Source organism: Glaciimonas sp. Gout2, assembly GCF_035018905.1.
Lineage (GTDB): Bacteria > Pseudomonadota > Gammaproteobacteria > Burkholderiales > Burkholderiaceae_D > Glaciimonas.
The window spans coordinates 80098-96221 of sequence record NZ_JASJXA010000009.1; the positions used below are offsets into that span (position 1 = coordinate 80098).

General features: G+C 50.5%; 15 protein-coding genes. 9 read left to right on the forward strand and 6 right to left on the reverse strand.

Going from position 1 to position 16124, the window contains the following annotated elements; genetic code table 11:
- Positions 1 to 52 precede the first annotated feature (52 nt).
- The 3 genes from pxpA to QN379_RS08785 are packed head-to-tail and all read left to right on the forward strand — an operon-like array spanning position 53 to position 2647.
- Positions 53 to 889 carry a 5-oxoprolinase subunit PxpA gene (pxpA, locus tag QN379_RS08775; RefSeq protein WP_322240349.1) on the forward strand — a complete coding sequence of 279 codons (837 nt, stop codon included), beginning with the start codon at positions 53 to 55 and terminating at the stop codon, positions 887 to 889.
- 55 nt (positions 890 to 944) lie between these two features.
- Positions 945 to 1694 (forward strand): DUF969 domain-containing protein, encoded by a 750-nt coding sequence (locus QN379_RS08780; RefSeq protein ID WP_323506483.1) that lies wholly within the window; start codon positions 945 to 947, stop codon positions 1692 to 1694.
- The gene (locus QN379_RS08785; RefSeq protein WP_322234934.1) at positions 1691 to 2647 is read left to right on the forward strand and encodes a DUF979 domain-containing protein; all 957 of its coding nucleotides are present in this window, start codon (positions 1691 to 1693) and stop codon (positions 2645 to 2647) included. The genes QN379_RS08780 and QN379_RS08785 overlap by 4 nt, the downstream gene beginning before the upstream one ends.
- 213 nt (positions 2648 to 2860) lie before the next feature.
- Here QN379_RS08785 and lipA read toward each other — a convergent pair whose 3' ends face one another.
- The gene (gene lipA, locus QN379_RS08790) at positions 2861 to 3895 is read right to left on the reverse strand and encodes a lipoyl synthase (protein WP_323506484.1); all 1035 of its coding nucleotides are present in this window, start codon (positions 3893 to 3895) and stop codon (positions 2861 to 2863) included.
- A gap of 28 nt (positions 3896 to 3923) precedes the next feature.
- On the reverse strand, positions 3924 to 4571 hold the full coding sequence (lipB, locus tag QN379_RS08795) for a lipoyl(octanoyl) transferase LipB (RefSeq protein WP_323506485.1): 648 nt from the start codon (positions 4569 to 4571) through the stop codon (positions 3924 to 3926).
- Between the two features lie 351 nt (positions 4572 to 4922).
- On the opposite strand from lipB, the gene pyrE reads away from it, so the two are divergent.
- Positions 4923 to 5588 (forward strand): orotate phosphoribosyltransferase, encoded by a 666-nt coding sequence (pyrE, locus tag QN379_RS08800; protein ID WP_322234940.1) that lies wholly within the window; start codon positions 4923 to 4925, stop codon positions 5586 to 5588.
- A 196-nt stretch (positions 5589 to 5784) separates the two neighbouring features.
- A complete protein-coding gene (locus QN379_RS08805; RefSeq protein ID WP_322234942.1) occupies positions 5785 to 6495 on the forward strand; it encodes a hypothetical protein in 711 nt (236 codons plus the stop codon).
- 125 nt (positions 6496 to 6620) lie between these two features.
- Here the strand turns inward: QN379_RS08805 and gatB are convergent, their stop codons facing one another.
- The 4 genes from gatB to gatC form a co-directional block, all read right to left on the reverse strand.
- Complete coding sequence (gene gatB, locus QN379_RS08810; protein WP_322234944.1) at positions 6621 to 8081, reverse strand: Asp-tRNA(Asn)/Glu-tRNA(Gln) amidotransferase subunit GatB; 1461 nt, start codon at positions 8079 to 8081, stop codon at positions 6621 to 6623.
- 93 nt (positions 8082 to 8174) lie between these two features.
- Positions 8175 to 8693, reverse strand: a complete 519-nt coding sequence (locus QN379_RS08815; RefSeq protein ID WP_322234946.1) for a hypothetical protein — start codon at positions 8691 to 8693, stop codon at positions 8175 to 8177.
- Between the two features lie 19 nt (positions 8694 to 8712).
- Positions 8713 to 10179: an Asp-tRNA(Asn)/Glu-tRNA(Gln) amidotransferase subunit GatA gene (gene gatA / locus QN379_RS08820; RefSeq protein WP_323506486.1), complete on the reverse strand. Its 1467-nt coding sequence runs from the start codon at positions 10177 to 10179 to the stop codon at positions 8713 to 8715.
- A gap of 332 nt (positions 10180 to 10511) precedes the next feature.
- A complete protein-coding gene (gene gatC, locus QN379_RS08825; protein ID WP_322240352.1) occupies positions 10512 to 10814 on the reverse strand; it encodes an Asp-tRNA(Asn)/Glu-tRNA(Gln) amidotransferase subunit GatC in 303 nt (100 codons plus the stop codon).
- Between the two features lie 371 nt (positions 10815 to 11185).
- On the opposite strand from gatC, the gene QN379_RS08830 reads away from it, so the two are divergent.
- From QN379_RS08830 to mrdA, 4 genes are all read left to right on the forward strand, one after another.
- Positions 11186 to 12229: a rod shape-determining protein gene (locus tag QN379_RS08830; protein WP_322234952.1), complete on the forward strand. Its 1044-nt coding sequence runs from the start codon at positions 11186 to 11188 to the stop codon at positions 12227 to 12229.
- A 263-nt stretch (positions 12230 to 12492) separates the two neighbouring features.
- Entirely contained in the window at positions 12493 to 13545 is a 1053-nt protein-coding gene (gene mreC, locus QN379_RS08835; RefSeq protein WP_322234954.1) for a rod shape-determining protein MreC, read from the forward strand.
- A complete protein-coding gene (mreD, locus tag QN379_RS08840; protein WP_322234957.1) occupies positions 13542 to 14054 on the forward strand; it encodes a rod shape-determining protein MreD in 513 nt (170 codons plus the stop codon). Before mreC ends, mreD begins: the two co-directional genes overlap by 4 nt.
- Positions 14055 to 14122: 68 nt before the next feature.
- Entirely contained in the window at positions 14123 to 16105 is a 1983-nt protein-coding gene (gene mrdA, locus QN379_RS08845; RefSeq protein ID WP_323506487.1) for a penicillin-binding protein 2, read from the forward strand.
- Positions 16106 to 16124 lie beyond the last annotated feature (19 nt).

Consider the following 16124-nt stretch of genomic DNA (forward strand, 5'->3'; position numbering starts at 1 on the left):
GGCAGATATTTCTACGTCCACTTTATTGCCTGATTCGACGGAGACTTCTGCGATGCCGTTGACGCATCATTCTTCTCAAACGCGAGATGTGGCCCTTAACGTTGACCTGAACGCTGATCTCGGTGAAGGTGGTGCCAGCGATCAGGCCTTGCTCGCATTGATCAGTTCCGCCAATATCGCCTGCGGTTGGCATGCCGGCAGAGCAGTGTTGATGCAGCAAACGGTTGCATGGGCGATACAGTATGGCGTTGCCATTGGTGCGCATCCTAGTTTTCCTGATCCCGATAATTTTGGTCGGACCGAGATGCATTTGCCAGCGCAAGAGATTTACAGTGGCATGCTTTACCAGATCGGCGCGCTGGCTGCGATTGCGGAAGCACAAGGTGCGCGGTTAGTCCACGTCAAGCCGCATGGCGCGCTATATAATCAAGCTGCGCGCGATCCCAAATTGGCCGCTGCGATTGTGGCAGCGGTTCGTGATTTTGATCCCGCTCTGGCATTGTTTGGCTTGGCCAATAGCGCGTTGATTACCGCCGCTAGAAAGGCGGGCCTGGTGGCGGTTGAAGAAGTTTTTGCCGACCGTGGATATAACGCTGATGGCAGCCTGGTCAAGCGCGGCACACCGGGTGACATGATTGAGGATGAAGAGAAAGCGCTGGCACAAACAATCAGCATGGTCCGTGATGGCAAGGTGCAGGCGATAAACGGCTGTTGGGTTCCGTTGATAGCGGATACAGTATGTTTACATGGCGATGGCGCACATGCATTGGCTTTTGCTCAGCGCATTCGCGCTTATTTGGCGCAAGAGGGTATTGCCGTGACTGCCCGACGCGGGCCGGAGATTGCCTCCGTGACAGACGATTTTTCGCTATTCCCATTACTAAAGTAATCCGCACCAGAAGCATCAACGACGCACCAGTTAGCAATCTTAATATTGGAAATATATGCACTCTGCAGTCAGTTTGTGGCCTTTAATCGGCGTCGTTGTGATCATTGCGGGTTTTATCCTGCGCTTCAATCCCATGCTGGTGGTCGCCGTTGCCGCGATAGTGACCGGGGTCGCTGCACAGTTTCCGGCCGAACAGGTGCTTGCAGAAATCGGCACTGGTTTTATCAAGACCCGTAATTTACCTTTAATCATCCTGCTGCCGTTGGCCATCATCGGACTACTTGAGCGGCACGGTTTGCGCTTGCATGCGCAAAACTGGATTGGGCGTATCAAGTCGGCGACTGCTGGACGTTTATTGATCGTTTATCTGGCCGCGCGTGAATTGACTGCCGCTATCGGTTTGACTAGTCTGGGTGGTCATCCGCAGATGGTGCGGCCGCTGTTGGCTCCGATGACCGAAGGGGCCGCCGAAACCCGTTATGGCAAACTGACCGATGCTGTACGCTTCAAGTTACGTGCTTATGCTGCCGCCACGGATAATATCGGCCTATTTTTTGGTGAAGATATTTTTGTAGCCTTTGGTGCAATCGTCTTGATGTCCACCTTTCTGCATGAGGCTGGTATCGACGTCGAACCGCTACATATTGCGTTGTGGGGTATCCCCACCGCGATCTCAGCCTTCATTATTCACGGCTATCGCTTGTCGCGATTAGACGCCGCGCTGGATAGGGAGATGAATTATCAACCGCATGCAAAGACCGCCACATCAGCGCCGACGAGCAACCAGGACGGAACTAAGTCATGATTATTTCAGTTACTTATCTTTATTATCTGGTTGGTGTGATTCTCGCCATTACTGCTGTGATGACGTTACGCGACAGCAGCAACCCACGTCGTTGGTCTAGTGGTTTATTTTGGGGATTATTTGCGGCAGCTTTTTTGATTGGTGACCGTTTGCCACCAGCACTGGTCGGACTGGGCGTGATTTTGATGGCGTTGATCGCCGGTTTAGGATGGGTCGGGGCTGGTAAACATGTTGAGCTTCCGGATGCGGCGCGGCGCGCCAGTGCCGGTCGGCTCGGGAATAAATTATTTGTTCCTGCTTTAGCAATTCCTATCGTAACGGTCATTGGTACGGTACTGCTGCACAACGTCAAATTTGGTGACAGCTTTTTGCTAGACCCGAAAAATACCACGCTCGTCAGCCTCGGAATAGGCTGTATCGTCGCGCTGGGATTGGCTTGCTGGTTGACACATGACACGCCTGCGCAATCGATGCGGGAATCGCGACGCCTGACCGAAGCGCTGGGTTGGGCGGTAGTGTTGCCGCAAATGCTGGGAATGCTCGGCTTGGTGTTCTCTGACGCCGGTGTCGGCAAGGCGGTCGCGCATATCACCACGTCGTACATCAATATGGATTATAAATTTGTCGCCGTCATGGTGTACGTGTTTGGTATGGCGCTTTTCACGGTGGTGATGGGCAACGGTTTTGCTGCGTTTCCGGTCATGGCTGGCGGTGTCGGTGTGCCGGTATTGGTCGGCGTATATGGCGCAAATCCAGCCGTAATGGCCTCAATCGGGATGTTCTCCGGCTATTGCGGCACGCTCATGACGCCCATGGCAGCGAACTTTAATATCGTACCGGCAGCGTTGCTGGAGTTGCCGGATCGAAACGCTGTAATTAAGGCCCAGTTGCCTACCGCGCTAGTGCTTTTAGTCGTTAATGTGTTTCTTTTATATTTCTTGATGAACCGTTAAGTTGGGTGTGAGATCGATTAGCCGGCGCACAGGTAAACACTTCAGACAAAGAACCGGCTGATGGAATCGTGCATAGGGAATAATGTTGGAATGCTGAATACGCTTTAGTTCAGCGTATCCAGCAAGCGAGATGGTGCAGCGTAGAAACATATTTCGAAAAGCAAACCGTTATTGGATGCTTTTCGATGTAATCGTATTATTTTTTTGCATCATTCATTTTGGCATTGCTGCCAAAACATCGTGCGCCTGCTCATCCGCATGATACGAACTACGCACCATTGCGCCGACCGCAGCATGGACAAACCCCATTTTGTACGCTTCTTCTTCGTACATTTTAAACGTATCAGGATGCACGTAGCGACGCACTGGCAAGTGGTTGCCGCTTGGCATCAAATACTGGCCGATCGTCAGCATGTCAACGTCATGCGCGCGCAGATCTCGCATTACTTGCAATACTTCCTCGTCCGTTTCGCCCAATCCCACCATGATGCCGGACTTGGTCGGAACCTTTGGATGCAGCGCCTTGAAACGTTTGAGTAAATTGAGCGAGTAATCATAATCCGAACCCGGACGCGCTTCTTTATACAGGCGCGGTGCAGTTTCCAGATTATGGTTCATGACGTCCGGGGGAGCTGCATTGAGGATTTCAAGTGCGCGGTCCATGCGGCCGCGGAAGTCAGGCGTCAGGATTTCAATCCGCGTGTTGGGTGACAATTCGCGGACGCGACGGATACATTCGACGAAATGGCCTGCACCGCCATCGCGTAAATCATCGCGGTCAACGCTGGTGATGACAACATAACTCAGGCGTAATTCGGCAATGGTTTTTGCCAGATTTTCGGGTTCGTTGACATCTAACGGATCAGGACGGCCATGGCCGACGTCGCAGAACGGGCAGCGGCGGGTGCATTTATCACCCATGATCATGAAGGTTGCCGTGCCCTTACCGAAACACTCACCGATGTTGGGACAACTGGCTTCTTCACAGACCGTCACCAGGCTGTTGGCGCGCAGAATATCTTTGATTTCATAGAAGCGTGTGGTCGGCGATGCCGCCTTGACGCGAATCCAGTCCGGCTTTTTGAGGCGCTCAATCGGAATGATTTTGATTGGAATGCGCGCAGTTTTGCTGGCACCTTTTTGCTTTTCTAGCGGATTATAGGGCGCGGCCGGAATAGCACCAGTATTAGGGGCGAGGGCAGCTTTAGCAGTATCAACAACGTGTAGTGGAGTAGTTTCTGTAGTCATAGTCTAAGTAATCTTCTTTGGTGAAGCATCAACCGAGGCGTTCAATCAGTATGTGAGCGAGTGCTAACTGCACTGCAGATAACGCCGCATCAGTCCCCAACGTTTTCATATCGATCGTCGCCAAGCCTTCGTAGCCGCACGGATTGATCCAGGAAAATGGTGTCAAATCCATCGCAACATTGAGCGAGACGCCATGATATGTGCAGCCGCTGGCGCGAATTTTCAACCCGAGCGCTGCGATCTTAGCACCTTGCCATGGGCCATCGGCCATGTAAATGCCGGGTGCGCCGGATTTGCGCTCACCAGCAAGATTATACGCTGCGAGGGTCTCGATCACCGCTTGCTCAATGACGTGGACAAATTCACGTGCAAAAAGACGGCTTTCTGTGCGTTTTCGGCGCAAATCGATCAGTAAATAGATAATTACCTGACCGGGGCCATGATAAGTGACTTCACCTCCACGATCAGTTTGTACGATCGGAATGGCATGCGGTGCCAGAACATGGCCCGGATCGGCAGCAAGCCCCAGCGTGAATACGGGCGGATGCTCGACGATCCATAACTGATCGGCGGTGTCGGAGGTGCGGGCGTCAGTGAAGGCGCGCATGGCGTCAAAAGTGACCTGATACGGTTCGTTGCCACGCTGGATTATTTCGGGGGAAGAAGAAAGCGGCATAGGCGATAGTGTACCGAAAATCGGGAGATATCGGGTTAGTCAGATAAATTGTCGTTTTGTTCACACTTGAAAACGACGCTTTATATTTTTGCGAACCTAGATCAACTGTCTGGTAGAAGAGTTGGATAATGAATAACGTTAAAGTGCCTAAGTTGCGTTAGTCTGAATTTGGCGTTTTTACGCAGAGTTGCTCGAGCGCAAATCTACGTGGGCACGTTGTTTGCAATTGATTACCCGTTGGCGTGAACACCATTTAAAATGATGCGATGTGTCGGATTTCTGTATGAAAGCGACAAAATTTGTCACCGAATTGGTTATTTTAATCTGCATGCTTACCGTCTGGAAACTATCTTGAATAATTTACGTCAGCAGTTTATTGCGTTTTCTGTCGCCTCGGGCGTTCTGCGGTTTGGTGATTTTGTGACCAAAGCGGGGCGCACTTCGCCTTATTTCTTTAACGCCGGATTATTTAACGAAGGCGCAACGCTGGCGCAGTTATCGCAGTTTTACGCCCGCACTTTGCTGGACTCCGGGGTTGAGTTCGACATGCTGTTCGGTCCCGCTTATAAAGGCATTACGCTGGCGTCGGCAACGGCAGTCGCAATGGCTGCCGAAGGCCGCAATGTAGCATTTTCGTATAACCGCAAGGAAGCCAAGGATCATGGCGAAGGCGGCACTATCGTTGGGGCCAAGTTGGAAGGGCGCGTAGTCATTATCGATGACGTCATTTCGGCCGGTACTTCGGTACGTGAATCAGTAGCGATGATCCGCGCTGCCGGTGCAACCCCATGTGCGGTCCTGATCGCACTGGACCGGATGGAGCGCTCAGGTAAGGACGATGCGCTTTCCGAGAAGTCAGCAGTGGAAGAAGTGGGTCGAGAATTTGGATTGCCAGTGATTTCAATAGGCAATTTAAACGATTTGCTGACGTATATTTCGGCTGCCGGTGCGGACCCGCAGTTGGCGCAATATAAAGACGCAGTGGCTTCTTATCGTACGCGTTATGGCGTGAACTGATTATAAAAAATGTTGACTCCATCATGCGCCACAGTTGGCGTATATGTTCGTTCATTGCTATCTGTTCGAGGCAAACCTTGGTTGCCAGGATAGTACCCAAATGGATTGGTTGGCGGGATGAATGTTAGCTAGCGCTAGGCGATGTAATGCAAAATGGGCTCACACTGACTGGCGGCGTTAATTTGCGGATAAGCGCATGAATTCAAGCGTAAAGATTCAACTAAAAACGCGACTAATGGCACAACGAATGCACAGCTTCACAAGTGCATTGAGTTTGCCTTGTCTGACTGTTTTTACGATGATTTTTATAGGTGTTATTTGTGCGTTGCCGTTGCCAGTGCGCAGCCAGATTTTTACTTGCAAGGACTCCGCAGGACGGACGATGACTTCTGATCATCCTATGCCAGAATGTGCTGATCGGGCGATGCGTGAACTCAGTAATACCGGTTTGTTACGGCGCGAAATCCCCGCGCCACTCAATGCTGAACAAAAACGGCAGCAGCAACTGCTGGAAGATAAGCGTCGCTTAGCGGTTGCAGTGGTGGAAGAGCAGCGCCAGCAAGATAGGGCATTGATGGCGCGCTATCGTAGCGAGGGTGATATCGCAGCGTCGCGGCGTTATTACCTTGGTCTGTCGCAAGATATGATTAAACGCGATCAAGCGTTTATATTGGATGCAGAAAATCAATTGAAGCAGGCGCAGGCAGATACAGAATTCTATAAAAATAGAAAGCTTCCCGGCAACGTCCAATGGCGTATCGACGATGCGCAGCATGCTTTAGAGAGCGGTAAAACCAGCTTGAATGCGCATCAAAAAGAAGCCGCCGGAATCAATGTTAAATTTGATGAAACGTTAGCGCGTTACCGGGCGCTAACCGTTAGCCAGTCAACCGCCTCGAATCGCTGATGACGCGTTTTGTATGGGTAGCAGAGCCATGTGCGAGTGCGGCAAGTTTGATTGAGCCTAATCAGGTCGGGGCGGTATACCTTTTGACCTGATTGCGTGATTAGCCCCGACCTTTTTTTCAGCGTCTACGATGCCAGTTTTTGTTTCAATAATTCTGTCAACTGGGTAGGATTGGCTTTGCCCTTACTGGCTTTCATCGCCTGACCGATGAGCGCATTAAATGCTTTTTCCTTGCCGGACCGGAACTCTTCAACCGATTTGGTATTGGCGGCCAATACATCATCGATGATCTTTTCTAACGCGCCGCTATCCGAAATCTGCTTCAGACCTTTGCTATCGATGATCTCATCAGCCAACGTATCCTGAGAAGCTTTTGCGTCCCACATTGCGGCAAACACTTCTTTGGCTATTTTGTTGGAAATAGTGCCGTCAGCGATACGTTGCAGCAGCAACGCAAATTGGCTCGCGCTGACCGGTGCGACGCTGATATCGACGTCTTCGCGGTGAAGTGTCGATGAGATATCGCCCATCAGCCAGTTAGCAGCCGGTTTGGCCTGGTCTTTGCCCGCTATGGTTACCACCGCTTCAAAATACGCGGCCATTGCCTTCGATTGGGTCAAGACGATTGCATCGTAGTCCGACAGACCATATTCGCGCATAAAACGCTCACGCATCGCTCCCGGCAATTCCGGCATGGTCGCCCGTACGCGTTCGACCCATTCCCGGGAGATGACCAGCGGTGGCAAATCAGGGTCCGGGAAGTAGCGATAATCCTGCGAATCTTCCTTGCTGCGCATTGAGCGTGTTTCTTTTTTATCAGGGTCGTAGAGGCGTGTTTCCTGGCGAATCGTGCCACCGTCTTCAATGGTTTCGATTTGGTTCTGAACTTCGTAATTGATCGCCTCTTCAAGGAAGCGGAACGAGTTCAGATTTTTGATTTCACGCCGCGTACCGTATTCCTTTTGTCCGACCGGGCGTACCGAAACATTGGCATCGCAGCGGAAAGAGCCTTCCTGCATGTTGCCGTCAGAAATACCCAGCCACATGACTAATGCATGTAATGATTTGGCGTAAGCAACCGCTTCTGTTGCGCTGCGCATATCTGGTTCGGTGACGATTTCCAGCAATGGTGTGCCGGCACGATTTAAGTCAATACCGGTCATGCCTTGATAGTCTTCGTGGAGCGATTTTCCTGCATCTTCTTCCAGATGCGCGCGCGTCAGCTGAACCGAGCGAATTTCGCTCTTTCCGTCTTTTTCCATCACGAACGACACCTTGCCACCTTGTACAACCGGAATCTCAAACTGACTGATTTGGTAGCCTTTAGGCAAATCCGGATAAAAATAGTTTTTGCGTGCAAAAACGGATTGTGGCGCAATGACCGCATCGACCGCCAGACCAAACTGGATAGCGCGCTCAACGGCGCCACGATTAAGAACCGGCAATACACCGGGTAATGCCAGATCGACCGGACTGGCCTGGGTATTGGGTTCAGCGCCGAATTGCGTAGAGGAGCCACTGAAAATTTTTGATTTGGTCGAAAGCTGTGCATGCGTTTCAAGACCGATTACGACTTCCCATTGCATAATTTTCTCGTTTCTTTTCTGTACGTGCGCGATGGGCCTTATTGACCATATTGAAAGTGTCGCCAACTCAGGCAATCGCGCACAATGCTGTGTTTATTCTTCGTGACGGCACGTGCCGGTTTTTAAATTTACCGACAATTCCGTAAAATTTACTCTTGAGCCGCACAACGCCGGACAGCTCGGTTTAATGCTTAACGTGTCACCATCGCGTTGCAAGCGGATACTGCAGTTTTTGCCATGATTATAAAAATCAAAACCACGTCGATCTCGTGCCGCCACTGGATCTTTTAGGGTGACACGCCAGCCCGGTTTATCGCCACTCTGGGTGACTTCGGCGACCGGTTCGTCGCTTTCATCCACGCTGCAATCGAAACCGTGCATCGTCCGATACTGATCCGACTCCCAGCGAAAAGTTTTTATCTTGGCGCCATCCAAATGTATTTCGCCTTCGTCGGCCAAAATAACTTTTTCACCGCCTTCAGTATGGGTCGTATTGCAGCCAAATTTGGTCTGCAATTCTTGCGCATACACGGATGTCGACAGTAGCGTTATGGCCAGTAGGATCAGCATCGTAACAAAATAGCGGTGCAAACAGGTGTGGATGACGCGCATGGCGAATTTCTCGTTTCGGTTAGTTGGGCGACCGCAAATGCCAGTCGGTTACGCGTTGATATTGGTGTGCAACGTTAAGCAGCTTCGCTTCATCAAAATAGCTTCCGATAATCTGCAATCCAACCGGACGCTGCGCATTTTTTGCTCCCTGCCCAAAACCGCATGGAATCGACATGCCTGGCAAGCCAGCCAGACTACTCGATAAGGTATAAATGTCGGCTAGATAATTCGCCACAGGATCATTCGCTTTCGCGCCTAAATCCCACGCTACGGTAGGTGATACGGGGCCCATGATGACGTCACATAAACGGTTAGGGCCAGTTAGTGCCTTTTGAAAGTCTTCTGCGATCAGGCGACGGATTTTTTGCGCTTGCAAATAATAGGCATCGTAATAACCGTGCGACAACACGTAGGCACCTACAAGAATACGACGTTTGACTTCTTCGCCAAATCCCTCAGCACGCGATTTTTGATACATATCGGCCAGATCTTTGTAATCGGCTGCGCGATGTCCGTAGCGGACGCCATCGAAGCGACTCAGATTGGACGACGCTTCGGCTGGCGCAATCACGTAATACACGGGAATTGATAGTTCAGTTTTCGGGAGTGAAATATCGACCAGAACGGCACCCAATTTTTCGTACTCGCTCAAGGCTGCGCGCACCGCTTGTTCAACGTCGGGGGCGAGGCCGCTACTAAAATATTCTTTTGGAATGCCGATTCGCAAACCTTTGATATCGTCGTTCAGGCCAAGAGTAAAATCTTCTTTTGGGCGCTCCAGACTGGTGGAGTCGCGCGGATCAAATCCAACCATCGCATTGAGTAACAAAGCACAATCTTCTGCAGTTTGAGCGACGGGCCCGGCCTGATCCAATGACGAAGCAAAGGCGATCATGCCGAAGCGAGATACGCTTCCGTAGGTCGGTTTGATGCCCGTGACGCCGCATAGCGACGCGGGTTGACGGATTGATCCGCCCGTATCGGTTGCGGTGGCCGCTGGCGTTAATCTTGCGGCCACAGCCGCTGCCGAACCGCCTGATGAGCCGCCCGGAATCGCGGTTTTATCCCAAGGGTTTTTAACGGCGCCGAAATGGGAGTTTTCGTTCGATGAACCCATCGCAAATTCATCGCAGTTCAGCTTGCCCAGGTGCACCATGCCGGCATCTTTAAAATGCGACACGACGGTTGCATCGAAAGGGCTGACGTAATTTTCCAACATTTTGGAGCCGGCAGTGGAACGCCAGTCACGCGTGACAAAAATATCTTTGTGCGCGATCGGTAGGCCGGTCAAGGGTGTGGCGTTATTTTGAGCCAGCCGTTGGTCGGCGTTGCGCGCTTGTTGCAAGGTCAACTCGGGGTCTACGTGCAGAAAAGCATTGAGATCACTTTGCTGAATACGTGCCAAAAATTGTGTAGTCAGTTCCACAGAAGAAATTTTCTTATCGTGAAGCAGTATCGACAGTTGTTTAAGAGTTTTTGTATGCATGTGATGGAAACTTGCCGGGTAAATAAGGAATGATTCATTCGCTGCACATCGTCCGAATTAATTGCATTAATCGTAAGATACGGACAAAAGATGTGTTTTCAGCAATTCATATTTCCTAGGGTTTTCTGCCGGTGAGTGTTGCGCAAATGGCACCGGTTTGCCGTTTTATTATATTTTCGATGCACGGATGGTCGCTCCATGATGCGTCGAAAATAGCGCGCCTGACGTTAGTGAATAGTGGTTATTGGGTTATTGGGTTATTGCAGATAAATAATTAAATGAATTAATTAATTTATTTATCACTCGAGTGCGTTATATTTCTTTAAAGAAAATTATTCGATGACTTTTGGAACGAGATAGAGGCCGTCCTCGGTTGCTGGTGCAGTGCGTTGGTAATCCTCGCGGCGGTTGGTTTCGGTAACAACGTCGTCGCGCAGGCGCAATGAAAGATCTGTCTGCAGCGCGGCAATCGGATGACTTAACGGCTCAACACCCGTGGTATCAACGGCGCTTAGCTGTTCCACCAATGAAAAAATGCCATTTAGTTTATCTAAGGTGGCCGTGGCCTGGTCTTCGGTCAGCTCAAGGCGGGCGAGATGGGCAATACGTTTAACGTCGGAAAGGGCTAGAGACATATGTTTTGGTGGCGCAAAATGCGCTGCTGAAAGTGTTGTATGAAGGTCTTTAATGTCGATAAAACTTCTTAAAGCTTTGTAAAAGGCCAGCATTTCTAGCCTTTTGTCGATCAATGTCTTTCAAATTATAAGGTAGAATGTCGGGTCCATGCCGCATGTCGCAGAGGTGCTGCTTTAAAAACACTCGGAAAACAGCTTAGGCCAAGAATGTGGTTGCAAATATTGCAACTATAATGCGTTGTTAAACGTGTCATATTTAGGGTTGGGCCGGTTAACTGATTTTTAAAGAGCGCTGAAGAAGGCCATGCGCTGATAATAGATTCCCCTTATAAAACGCTTAGGCGCACCATTGTTGCGCATCAGGACAATTCATGTTTGGATTTTTACGCAGTTACTTCTCGAACGATCTGGCGATTGATCTAGGTACCGCGAATACGCTTATTTATGTACGTGACAAAGGCATCGTTCTCGACGAACCCTCTGTGGTTGCTATCCGCCAACAAGGCGGTCCCAATGGTAAAAAAACAATTCAGGCGGTAGGGCGCGAAGCCAAGCAAATGCTGGGTAAGGTTCCTGGCAATATCGAGGCGATCCGGCCGATGAAAGACGGCGTTATTGCCGATTTCACTGTCACCGAACAAATGCTTAAACAGTTCATTCGCATGGTTCACGATACGAAGATGTTCAGGCCTTCGCCGCGGATTATTATCTGCGTACCTTGCGGTTCTACACAGGTTGAACGCCGTGCAATTCGCGAGTCGGCATTGGGCGCGGGCGCTTCTCAGGTATTCCTGATTGAAGAGCCAATGGCTGCAGCAATCGGTGCAGGTTTGCCGGTTTCTGACGCGACTGGTTCAATGGTGGTCGATATTGGTGGTGGCACAACCGAAGTCGGTATCATTTCATTGGGCGGCATGGTCTACAAAGGCTCAGTACGCGTTGGTGGCGACAAGTTTGATGAGGCTATTGTTAATTACATCCGTCGCAACTACGGCATGTTGATCGGTGAACAAACCGCGGAAGCAATCAAGAAAGCTATCGGTTCTGCATTCCCGGGTTCTGAAGTGAAAGAAATGGAAGTAAAAGGGCGCAACTTGTCGGAAGGTATTCCGCGTTCGTTCACTATTTCCAGCAACGAAATCCTGGAAGCACTGACTGATCCGCTCAATAACATTGTTTCTGCAGTAAAAAATGCCCTTGAACAGACGCCTCCGGAACTTGGTGCGGATATTGCCGAAAAAGGCATGATGCTCACGGGTGGCGGCGCTTTGCTGCGTGATTTGGACCGCCTGTTAATGGAAGAGACCGGTTTGCCGGTCATCGTTGCCGAAGACCCATTGACTTGCGTGGTGCGCGGTTCTGGCATGGCGCTGGAACGGATGGACAAGCTGGGATCGATTTTCTCGTACGAGTAATTCACCTAGATAGGGTGTGCTGCCATATCTTCATGCTTCGGCTTTCGATTTAAGGCAGTGCAACGATGGCTGAGACGGTTTTTTCCGGACTCGGCCCTTCGTGTCGATGGGCGAACAGCCACGGTGCTCCGTGGTCGTCCTTGATTATTTGGGGTGATTTTCGGTGATCCGCAGTTGTTTGCGGCTCGCTTGATACTCTCGTCAGGCGATCATTTTTAGTGCATTTTTCTTCAATTTAGTCACCAATAACCTGTTTGCCATCAATGGAATACAGCCCGCCTCCCCTCTTTAAGCAAGGTGCTTCGGCACGCGGAAAGGCGATTGTTTGTACGTTGCTGGCGCTCACGCTGCTGATCGTCGACGCGCGTTTGCATGCGCTCGTCCTTCTGCGACAGGCAGTCAGTACCGTGCTTTATCCGGTCCAGGCCGTAGCGCTCATGCCGCGTGATGCTACCTATCGGATGATCGATTATTTCTCGACATTGTCGTCGGTAGAAAAAGAAAACCGAGAATTGCGTACCGTACAGGCATCGCGTGCGCAGCAATTGCAACAAGCGCAATTGCTGGCAGTAGAAAATGTTCAGTTGCGTAAGTTGTTGGGTGCGCAACAACAGCTGGCAGTGAAATCGGTAATGAGTGAAATTCTTTATGACGCGCGTGATCCCTTTACGCGCAAGGTCGTGGTTGATCGTGGCTCCCAGCAGGGCGTTCTTACCGGACAGCCGGTCATTGACGACGCGGGCATTGTTGGGCAGGTCACTCGCGTATTTCCTTTTACCTCTGAAATCACATTGTTAACTGATAAAGATCAGGCTATTCCGGTGCAGGTTTTACGGAATGGTTTGCGAAGTGTCGCGTATGGTCGCGGTCAATCCGGATTTCTCGATTTGCGTTTTATGGCGGCCAATGCAGATGTCAAAAAAGACGATGTATTGGTGACCTCGGGCATCGACGGCGTGTATCCGCCCGGCTTGACCGTCGCGAAAGTGGTTTTGGTTGAAAATAAATCTGCCGATGCATTTGCACATATCGTCTGCGCACCTGCGGCCGGGATTGACCGCCACAGACAACTACTGATTTTGCTGGTTGATCCAAAACCGGCACCGCGCCCGGATGATATTGTCAAACCGAGTAGTGGAAAAGTCGATACGCTGAGCAAGCGCCGCTTGACTGACAGCCCTAGAGAAAAAGCGCAAGAAGCAGCAAACGCGGCGAGTGAAGCCGACAAAGAAGCGAACAAAGATGCGATGAAGAATGCCGCCCGCGATGCGAAGGCCGAGCTTGCGCGAAAAAAATTGCAGGAACGTAGCCGATGAGTCGCCCACACTATATTTTATTGCCTGCTAATCCGCTTTTTATCGGGATGACGTTACTGCTGGCTTTTTTTCTGAACCTGATGCCTTGGGGCCAGTTGCCGGGTGTGCCTGATTTTGTTGCATTGGTATTGGTGTTCTGGAGCATTCATCAGCCACGCAAGATCGGCATCGTTATCGCGTTCTGCATGGGATTGCTGGTTGATGTGCATGATGCAACGCTGTTGGGGCAAAATGCATTGGCGTACACACTACTTTCGTATTTCGCAATCATGATCCATCGGCGCGTATTATGGTTTTCGCCATTGGGTCAGGCTCTCCACATATTACCGTTACTCTTGTTGACGCAAGCGGTGCAACTCGTTTTGCGTCTGATTATCAGTGGCAAATTTCCCGGCTGGTTGTTTTTTACGGAAAGCCTGGTCAGCATGCTTTTATGGCCATTGCTTAGCTGGATGTTATTGGCACCGCAACGACGTGCCATCAATCGTGATGATAATCGACCGATCTAATTATGCGACATCGCTTTGGGCGACGCCGGTCGCTCTTCTCTGCGCCAGAATCTCACGGTGCAAACCTCATGACAGAATTTAAGAATACGGAACGCGAGCTACATAACTTCCGGATGCGGATCACCGCTGCGGTGGTATTCGTGTTGTTTTGTTTTTCCCTCTTGGTGGCGCGATTTGTCTGGCTGCAAATTATTCGTCATGACGTTTACGCAGCGCAAGCCGAGGAAAATCGCATTTCGTTAGTTCCTATCGTTCCCAATCGCGGACTGATTCTGGATCGTAACGGTGTCGTGCTGGCGCGCAATTATTCTGCGTACACGCTTGAAATCACGCGCTCCAAAATCAACGGTAAACTTGAAGATGTGATTGATGATTTGTCCAAGTTAATCGACATTGAGCCGAAGGATCGGCGGCGATTCAAAAAATTGATGGATGATTCAAAAAGCTTTGCCAGCTTGCCTATTCGCACGCGATTGACTGACGAAGAAGTGGCAAAGTTTACGGTACAACGTTATCGCTTCCCCGGCGTTGATGTTCAGGCGCGCTTATTCCGTGAATATCCACTCGGCGACGTCGCCGCGCACGTGATCGGCTATATCGGACGCATCAGTCAAAATGACGCCAAAGCAATCGATGAAGGCGACGATGCGGCTAATTACAAAGGTACCGATTATATTGGCAAGGAAGGCCTTGAAAAGAGTTACGAAAGCCAGCTTCACGGCACCACCGGTTACGAAGAAATCGAGATATCAGCGAGTGGGCGTGCCGTGCGAACTTTATCGCGTACGTCGGCCATACCCGGCAAAAATCTGATTCTTTCCATTGATATTGAATTGCAAAAAATCGTGCAGAAAGCCTTTGGTGATCATCGTGGTGCGCTGGTGGCAATTAACCCTGCAACGGGCGACATTCTTGCCTATGTGTCGCAACCAAGTTACGATTTGAATCTGTTTGTCGATGGCATTGATCAGCAAAGCTGGAACGAACTACTCAATTCTCCAGACCATCCGCTCATCAACCGGCCAATGAATGGTGCGTATCCTCCGGGTTCTACCTACAAGCCATTTATGGCCTTGGCCGGGCTTGAACTAGGGAAGCGTACACCACAGCAAACAATCAGAGACATGGGATTTTTCATGCTCGGAGGTCATCGTTTCCGCGATGATAAGGTGGGTGGCCATGGCGTGGTTGATATGTATAAGGCGATTGTTGAATCCTGCGATACGTATTTCTATATGCTAGCCAACGATTTGGGTGTCGATGCGATTCACGATTTTATGAAGCCGTTTGGTTTCGGACAGATCACAGGGATCGATCTCGAACATGAGCGCAAGGGATTGCTACCATCGACCGCATGGAAACGGTCGGCCTTTAAAACTGCTGCGCGTCAGAAATGGCAAGGCGGGGATACTGTTTCTCTGGGAATTGGTCAGGGTTTCAACACCTTTACACCGCTGCAGATTGCGCATGCGACGGCTACGCTGGTGAACGATGGCATTGTCATGAAGCCGCATCTGGTAAAAATTATTGAAGATGGCGTGACGCATCAGCACACGGTGACGGTGCCAAAAGAGAGTTTTAGAATTCCGTTAAAGCAGGAAAATATCGATTTTATTAAGCGTGCGATGGTGGGTGTGACGCACGAAGGTACAGCAGCGCGGGTTTTTGCCGGTGCTGGCTATGAATCAGGTGGCAAAACCGGTACCGCGCAGGTATTTACGATCAAGCAAAACGAAAAATACAATCAGCATGCCGTCGGTGAGCGCTTCCGTGATCATGCGTTGTACACCGCTTTTGCGCCGGCAGATAAACCGACGATTGCCATCGCCGTCATTGTCGAAAACGGCGGTTTCGGTGCGGCGGCGGCGGCGCCAATCGCACGTAAGGCATTAGATTACTATTTGCTGGGAAAACGGCCTGAAGACAAAGATAAGCCGAGTGTCGTCATGCCAGGATTAGACGAATCGGCTCCGGTCACCGAAAGCAAGCCTGATGCTGGCGATGTGGATATGTATAAACCGGGCGCTGAAACGCAGGGTAATCGAGAGTAGATGTCTTTAGCTTAAATGG